This window comes from Allobosea sp. ASV33 (assembly GCF_016428755.1).
GTDB lineage: Bacteria > Pseudomonadota > Alphaproteobacteria > Rhizobiales > Beijerinckiaceae > Allobosea.
In genome coordinates this window covers 22,109-29,084 of record NZ_JAELTI010000069.1, presented here as the reverse complement: position 1 = coordinate 29,084, position 6,976 = coordinate 22,109, and the positions used below count along the sequence as shown (strand labels likewise).

The window sequence follows — 6,976 nt, the reverse complement described above, 5'->3', positions numbered from 1 at the left end:
AGGCCGTGATGCGCGGACGGTAGCCCGCCTTCGCCTGCGGCACGTTCTCGTCGGTCGCGCGGACGGAGGCGCGCTGCGCGTTGAGCGTCGGATTGGCAGAGTAGGCCCGCGCGAGCGCGGCATCCATGGTCTGGGCCGAAACCGGCCCGACCCAGCCGCCCGCCATCGCCAAAGCGAAGACGGCGGAGAGCCCAAACCCGGAAGTCATCTTGTCGCGTTTATTCACTTGGACGCCTCATGTGCGCACTGAAAGTCGCGCCCAGGCATCGCCCCAGCCTCGGCAGAGTTGCAATTTATAGCCATTCCGGCACCTCCCGCCAACGTGGCGGGCATGCCAAAGTGGTTTCGCTCCCGCACTGCCGCAAAAATGCGACACCGCCGGCATCAGAAAACGAAGGCCGCCGGGCGGCGGAACTCCGCGATAACAGGCGCTGCCGCATCGAAAACCGGCCGGCCGGAGACGACCTCTCCCGATTTCAGGTAGAGCATGACTCGGGCGGCGCGGCCAAGGCCCTCGACGACGATCAGCCGTCCTTCGGGCCGTAGCAGCGGGAAAAGTGTTTCGGGCGAGACCTCGCAGGCCCCGCTCACGAGAATCGCGTCGAAGCTGGAATTGCCGGGCTGCGTGGCCGTGACCGTCACCTCGCTGGCGCCGGCGCGGGCCAGCGCCGCCTCCGCCAGAGCGCGCGCCGCCGCATCTGGCTCCCAGAGCGTGGCCTTCACGCCCATGTCCGCCATCAGCGCGGCGCCGTAGCCCGAGCCGCCGGCATATTCGAGCGCGGCCTCGCCCGGCTGCGGATCGAGGAGCTGGATCATCCGCACCGCCACCATCGGGGTCATCAGCGCCCGGCCGGTGCCCGGCAGCGGGATCGACTGGTCGAGATAGGCGAGATGGGAGAGATTCTCGGGGACGAAGGCTTCACGCGGCACCGAATCCGCCGCGGCCAGCGCCGCCCGGTCGGTGATGTCATAGGTGCGCAGCTGGCAATCGACCATATTGCGGCGCAGCGAGGCAAAATCGTCCATGCTCGAACTCTCCGTCCACGACGCCGTTGCCACCCGAGACCGAGCGCTGCCGTGACAGCCGCTTCGAACCGGTGCAGCGATCGCGCCGCTCTTCGGCAGCTTTCTGTTCGACGCTCGCGCAAAAGGCAAGCACCGCCTGGCCGCAGTCATACACCGACGACGGTTAAGGCGATCTATCGATGTGAGGGGGAAGCTGGCTCCCGGAGCAGGATTCGAACCTGCGACCAATCGATTAACAGTCGATTGCTCTACCGCTGAGCTATCCGGGAACAACGTGGCGGCGTCTTAGCGGCGCGATCCGGATAGTGCAACCCCCCTTGCGAGCCGACCAAGCAGATTTGTCGTCATGCCTGTGGAAGTTGCGATGCCGGGTTGCGGCGGCGCGCGGCTTGTGGTTAGTGCGCTCTCGCTGAAACGGCCACGGTCGTTTTTGCAGGAAGGCCTCGTGGCGGAGTGGTTACGCAGAGGACTGCAAATCCTTGCACCCCGGTTCGATTCCGGGCGAGGCCTCCAATCTCAAGCGCTGATATCGTTGCGCTTTTCCCGACTGGGTAGCGTTTGCCGCCGGCTTCTGCCCCCGGCGGATTCGGCTCCGGTCGATGCCGGCGGAACCAATCCCTCGGCTCGATGTTCTTCCAGCGGATTTTTCAGTGGTGCCCGGCGGCGGCAGCTTGCCTGGCGAGGGCTTGAAAGCCCAGATGAGCCCCATCGGCACAGCCGGTGGGGCTCTCTTCGTTCAGGGTGTCGCGGAGCGGGACGTAAACGGATTCGGAGCGACCCGTTCGGGAAACGTCAGGGACGACACGGCGACAATCGCCGTCAGGCCGATCACGGCCAGCCAGAGCCAGAAATCCAGAGGCGGCTTTTTCGGATTGCTCATCACAAGGGGACGCCCGAGCCACCTCAGGGTTCCCGCTCCGAAGCCGCGAATTTTATCGTTGCAGCCCCAGGCCGGGAGCGTTCAGGCCTTGCGGGCGGCGCCGGTCGCCGCATCCCTGGGGGCGTTTCGCCCGCGGTCACCCAGTCCAGGTCCCGCCCCGTGCTTGATCGCAAGGGTGAGAATCGTCCGGCCGACGGCCTCCGGCAGATTGGCGTCGAGCACCACATGCAGACGCCCGGTGCCGGCCTCGACGGCCGAAACCTCGAAGGCGGGCGCGTGGGGCCGCTGCGCCAGCCGCGGGCGACGCGCGCTGAACAACGTGTCCAGCTTCCGGCCGATCTCGCCGAGCTCGAGATCGAGACCGGCCTCCTCCAATGCATTCATCGTTCAACAGCCGTCCATCTGGAGCCATCGTTCAGGCTGTGATTCGCCTTAAGAACTTCGTTTACAAATCGTTAAAATTTGAGCTAGTGACACCCTGCCTGTGCAGGCGGAGTAGCGTCATGGTCGAAGCAATAGTGATAGCGGTCCTCATGGCCGGGACCGCAGGCGTGTCCTGGCTGATCGCCGACTACCTGCATCTGCCCCTGGACGTTTGAGCCGGCGCGACCAGATTCGGCAAGGGCCGATTGCCTTCTGCCGCGCGCCGCCAAAAAATCTTTCCTCCTCTCCGATACCGATCCGGCCTGGCCGCGTTGATCGGCATTGCGGCCTGTACCATCGTGCCGGCCAAGTGAGGAATGATGACCGAACGCGCCCTGCACTGGTTCCGCAACGACCTGAGACTGGCCGACAATCCGGCGCTCGCCGCCGCGACGGAATCCGGGCCGGTCCTTTGTCTCTACATCCTCGACAACGGGTCGGGTCGGCGCCCGATCGGCGGTGCCTCGCGCTGGTGGCTGTCGCGCTCGCTCGACGCGCTCGGCACAGCGCTCGCGGCGAAGGGCGGGCGGCTCGTGCTGATGCGCGGCGATCCGGCGGTGCTGCTGCCGCGCGTCGTCAAGGAGGCCGGAATCAAGCTGGTCACCTGGAATCGCCGCTATGAGGCGGCCGAAATCGCGCTGGACCGGACGCTCAAGGAGGACCTCTCCGGAAACGGAATCGATGTCCGTAGCTTCAATGGCCATCTCCTGAACGAGCCCTGGCAGGTGACCACCACGACAGGCCAGCCGATGAAGGTGTTCACGCCCTATTGGCGCGCGGCCCGTCAGAAGGGCGAGCCGGCTGTGCCGATCCCCGCGCCTGGCCGAATTCGCGCGTTACCCCTGCCCGATTCGATCGAAAGCATGGCGGCGCCTCTGCCCAATCTCGATCTGGAGCCCCGGAAGCCAGATTGGGCCGGCGGCATGCGGGACGCGTGGATGCCGGGAGAAGCGGGCGCCACGGCGCGGCTCGACGATTTTCTCGGCAGCGGCCTCGCCGGCTATGCCGTGGATCGCGACCGGCCGGATCGCGCGGCGACGTCGCGGCTTTCGCCGCATCTGCATTTTGGCGAGATTGGCCCCCGCCAGATCTGGCATGCGCTGCATCATGCTCGCGCCGCTGGCGAAGCGGCAGGGTCGGAGCAGGATGCCGAGAAATTCCTGTCCGAGATCGGCTGGCGCGAATTCTCGCACCATCTGCTCTTCCACAATCCCGAACTCGCGACGCGCAATTACGATCAGCGATTCGACGCTTTCCCCTGGCGGCCGGACGAGACCGCGCTACGTCGCTGGCAACGCGGGCAGACCGGCGTCCCGCTCGTCGATGCCGGCATGCGCGAGCTCTGGACGACCGGCTGGATGCATAACCGCGTGCGGATGGTCGTCGCCTCCTTCCTGATCAAGCATCTGCTGCAGGATTGGCGGGCGGGCGAGGCCTGGTTCTGGGACACGCTGGTCGATGCCGATGCCGCCAACAACGCCGCAAGCTGGCAATGGGTGGCGGGCTCGGGCGCCGACGCCTCGCCCTATTTCCGCATCTTCAACCCGGTGACGCAGGGCGAAACCCACGATCCCAAGGGCTCCTATGTCCGCCAATGGGTGCCGGTGCTGGCGGGGCTTTCCGATGGGGATATCCACCAGCCCTGGAAAGCCCCGGAGAAGGCGCTGCGCGAGGCGGGCGTGCGAATCGGCGAAACCTACCCTGCCCCGCTGGTCGATCTCGCCTTCGGCCGGCAGCGCGCGCTGGATGCCTTCGCGACGATCAGGGGCTAAGCCGGGAGCACGCCTTGTCTCGGAAACACGGCGTCATTCCGGACAAGCTGCCCAGCAGCGCCGATCCGAAGGGCTCCGGAGTCCTCCGATGGATCCCGGGGTAAGCCCGGGATGACGGCGCGGTTTCGAAGAAAGCCAGATGCACTTGCGCGTAGGCCAAATGACAGAACGCTGAAGCGGCTTCAGCCGCTGCGCTCGGCGAAACGGCGCATCAGCGCGAAATAAACGGGGTAAGGCAGCAGTCGCGCGACCTTCATGATCCAGGCGAGCCGCCGCGGCACGGTGATCTCGAAGCCGCCGCGCTCGAAGCCATCCGCGATTCGCCTGGCGCCGTCCTCCACCGTCATCAGGAACGGCATCGGGAAGCGGCGCCCCTCCGTCATCGGTGTTTCGATGAAGCCGGGATTGACCAGTTGCAGGCGCAGGCCCGCCGCCTCGCAGTCGAAGCGCATCGATTCGCAGAAATGGATCGCGCCCGCCTTGGCCGCGCCATAGGCGGCCGCACCGGGCAGGCCGCGATAGCCGACGAGCGAGGCATTGACCGCGATCTGGCCCGCTCCGCGGGCGACCATGCGTGGCTGCACGGCGAAGAAGCTCTTGGCGACGCCCAGCAGATTGACGGCGACCACCGCCTCGACGGTCTCGACATCGACGGCCTTGCCCAGCCCCGAGGCGATGCCGGCATTGAGAAAGGCGAGCGCGATCGGGCCATGGATGCTCTCGATCGCGTCGACGACATCGCGCATCCCCTGCGCATCGGTGACGTCGCCGGCATGGGCGACGATGCGGCCGGGCAGGCCCTCGGCGCTGCGAGCCAAGCGTTCCAGCGCTTCCAGCCGCCGGGCGGTGACCGCGACGGTCCAGCCCCGGCGCGCCAATTCTAGCGCGACCGCGGCGCCGATGCCGGAGCTGGCCCCGGTGATCCAGGCGACGCCGTCCTGCGGCTTCATGCGGGGCAAGGCCATGACGGCTCCGGGTTGGCGGGACAGTCATCTAGGCACGGAATCGCGAAGCCGGAAGCCATGCGGTCGAAATCATCCCCGCTATCCCGCCAAGGCGGTGGCACCTCGGCTGCAATCGGTGCAGTCTGCTGGGCCGAAGCCGCTTGTGCGCCACCATGAGACACGAGACCATGCCGACCGAACTGCTCTTCCGCCAGGATGCCTATCTCAAGGAAACGCCCGCGACGGTCGAGGCCGTGAACGAGCGCGGCGGCATCATCCTCGACCGCACGAATTTCTATGCGACCGGCGGCGGCCAGCCCGGCGATGCCGGCCATCTGCGCCGCGCCGACGGCAGCCTGATCGCGATCGCCACCACGATCTATGATCCCGAGGACAAGAGCCGGGTCATCCATGTCCCGGCCGAAGGACAGGCCCTGCCCTCGGCCGGCGAGGCGGTCACCGCCGTGCTCGACTGGGAGCGCCGCTTCAAGCGGATGCGCATCCACACCGCGCTGCATCTGCTCAGCGTCGTGCTCGCCTTCCCCGTTACGGGCGGCTCGATCGGCGATGGCGACGGGCGGCTCGATTTCGACATTCCGGAAGGCGGGCTCGACAAGGCCGAGATCGCCGAGAAGCTCAATGCGCTGGTCGCCCGCAATGCCGACGTCACCGAGCGCTGGATCACCGACGAGGAGCTCGACGCCAATCCGGGCCTGGTCAAGACGATGTCGGTGAAGCCGCCGCGTGGCTCCGGCCGCGTCCGGCTCGTCGCGATCGGCGACATCGACCTGCAGCCCTGCGGCGGCACCCATGTCCGCAACACCGCCGAAATCGGCGCGGTCGTGGTCACCGATATCGAGAAGAAGGGCAAGCAGAACCGGCGCGTCCGGATCGCGCTCGCCTGATATGGCTTTGGACGGAACCTTGCCGTCATTCCGGACAAGCCGCGTCAGCTGCGCCGATCCGGGATCCATCATGAGGCGCTGCGCCCTGCGATGGATTCAGGGTCAAGCCCCGAATGACGGGGTGGTTCCGGACATTCAACAAGACTTACCCTGAGGATACGCCTATGGCCCGTGAAGACGTCTTCGTTTCGACCGAGTGGCTGGCCGAGCGCCTGAACGCGCCGGATATCGTCGTGGTCGATGCCTCCTGGTATCTGCCGGCGCAGAAGCGCGACGGCGCCGCCGAATATGCCGCGCGGCGCATTCCCGGCGCGGTCCATTTCGATATCGACAAGATCAAGGACACCCGCTCGTCACTGCCCCATATGCTGCCCTCGGCGCCTGAATTCGCGGCGGCGGTCGGCGCGCTCGGCATCGGCGACGGCATGCGCATCGTCGTTTATGACGGGCTCGGCTTCTTCTCGGCGCCGCGCGTGCGCTGGACCTTCAAGGTCTTCGGCGCACGCGATGTCGTTATCCTCGATGGCGGCTTCCCGAAATGGCTCGCCGAAGGACGCCCTGTCGAGGAAGACAGCCCACAGCCGCGCCTGCCCCGCAGCTTCACCGCCCGGCTCGACAACGGCGCCGTGGCCAATGCCGACGACGTGGCGCGCGCCACCGCCTCGCAGGCGATCCAGGTGGTCGATGCCCGGGCAGCCGACCGCTTCCGCGGCGAAGCGCCGGAGCCGCGGCCGGGCCTGGCCTCCGGCCATATCCCCGGCTCGCTCAACCTGCCGTCTTCGCAGCTCACCACCGATGGCCGGCTGAAATCCCCTGAAGAGATCGTTGCGCTGTTCCGGGATGCCGGCGTCGATCTCGAAAAGCCCTCGATCATGACCTGCGGTTCGGGCGTCTCGGCCGTGATCCTGTCGACGGCGCTCGAGACCGTCGGCAAGCCGGCAAAGGCCATCTATGACGGCTCATGGTCCGAATGGGGCGTGGGCGAGCGGCCTGTCGCGACGGGCCCGGCGAAGCAGGACTGATTGG

Annotated in this window: 6 protein-coding genes, 2 tRNA genes and 1 pseudogene; 4 read left to right on the top strand and 5 right to left on the bottom strand. The window is 66.9% G+C overall.

The window, feature by feature from the left end; translation table 11 throughout:
* The 3 genes and pseudogenes from JHD80_RS18690 to JHD80_RS18680 form a co-directional block, all read right to left on the bottom strand.
* Nucleotides 1-166 (bottom strand): annotated as a pseudogene (locus tag JHD80_RS18690) (TolC family outer membrane protein); the annotation flags it as partial.
* Nucleotides 167-384: 218 nt separating this feature from the next.
* Nucleotides 385-1,026, bottom strand: coding sequence for a protein-L-isoaspartate O-methyltransferase family protein (locus JHD80_RS18685; protein WP_199090473.1), 642 nt, complete (start codon nucleotides 1,024-1,026; stop codon nucleotides 385-387).
* Between the two features lie 194 nt (nucleotides 1,027-1,220).
* Nucleotides 1,221-1,295, bottom strand: a tRNA-Asn gene (locus JHD80_RS18680).
* A 170-nt stretch (nucleotides 1,296-1,465) separates the two neighbouring features.
* On the opposite strand from JHD80_RS18680, the gene JHD80_RS18675 reads away from it, so the two are divergent.
* A tRNA-Cys gene (locus tag JHD80_RS18675) sits at nucleotides 1,466-1,539 on the top strand.
* 448 nt (nucleotides 1,540-1,987) lie between these two features.
* On the opposite strand, the gene JHD80_RS18670 is transcribed toward JHD80_RS18675, so the two are convergent.
* On the bottom strand, nucleotides 1,988-2,290 hold the full coding sequence (locus JHD80_RS18670; RefSeq protein WP_199090471.1) for a hypothetical protein: 303 nt from the start codon (nucleotides 2,288-2,290) through the stop codon (nucleotides 1,988-1,990).
* A gap of 359 nt (nucleotides 2,291-2,649) precedes the next feature.
* On the opposite strand from JHD80_RS18670, the gene JHD80_RS18665 reads away from it, so the two are divergent.
* Nucleotides 2,650-4,101, top strand: a complete 1,452-nt coding sequence (locus JHD80_RS18665) for a cryptochrome/photolyase family protein (RefSeq protein ID WP_248311641.1) — start codon at nucleotides 2,650-2,652, stop codon at nucleotides 4,099-4,101.
* A gap of 182 nt (nucleotides 4,102-4,283) precedes the next feature.
* Here the strand turns inward: JHD80_RS18665 and JHD80_RS18660 are convergent, their stop codons facing one another.
* Nucleotides 4,284-5,066 (bottom strand): SDR family NAD(P)-dependent oxidoreductase, encoded by a 783-nt coding sequence (locus JHD80_RS18660; RefSeq protein WP_199090467.1) that lies wholly within the window; start codon nucleotides 5,064-5,066, stop codon nucleotides 4,284-4,286.
* A 167-nt stretch (nucleotides 5,067-5,233) separates the two neighbouring features.
* On the opposite strand from JHD80_RS18660, the gene JHD80_RS18655 reads away from it, so the two are divergent.
* Together JHD80_RS18655 and sseA are read left to right on the top strand one after the other, a co-directional pair.
* Entirely contained in the window at nucleotides 5,234-5,950 is a 717-nt protein-coding gene (locus JHD80_RS18655) for an alanyl-tRNA editing protein (protein WP_199090459.1), read from the top strand.
* A gap of 164 nt (nucleotides 5,951-6,114) precedes the next feature.
* The gene (gene sseA / locus JHD80_RS18650) at nucleotides 6,115-6,972 is read left to right on the top strand and encodes a 3-mercaptopyruvate sulfurtransferase (protein ID WP_199090457.1); all 858 of its coding nucleotides are present in this window, start codon (nucleotides 6,115-6,117) and stop codon (nucleotides 6,970-6,972) included.
* Nucleotides 6,973-6,976 lie beyond the last annotated feature (4 nt).

Excerpts from the sequence above, each read along its gene's own strand:
- JHD80_RS18685 (WP_199090473.1), bottom strand. The coding sequence starts at position 1,026 with ATGGACGATTTTGCCTCGCTGCGCCGCAATATGGTCGATTGCCAGCTG.
- JHD80_RS18670 (WP_199090471.1), bottom strand. The coding sequence starts at position 2,290 with ATGAATGCATTGGAGGAGGCCGGTCTCGATCTCGAGCTCGGCGAGATC.
- JHD80_RS18665 (WP_248311641.1), top strand. The coding sequence starts at position 2,650 with ATGACCGAACGCGCCCTGCACTGGTTCCGCAACGACCTGAGACTGGCC.
- JHD80_RS18660 (WP_199090467.1), bottom strand. The coding sequence starts at position 5,066 with ATGGCCTTGCCCCGCATGAAGCCGCAGGACGGCGTCGCCTGGATCACC.
- JHD80_RS18655 (WP_199090459.1), top strand. The coding sequence starts at position 5,234 with ATGCCGACCGAACTGCTCTTCCGCCAGGATGCCTATCTCAAGGAAACG.
- sseA (WP_199090457.1), top strand. The coding sequence starts at position 6,115 with ATGGCCCGTGAAGACGTCTTCGTTTCGACCGAGTGGCTGGCCGAGCGC.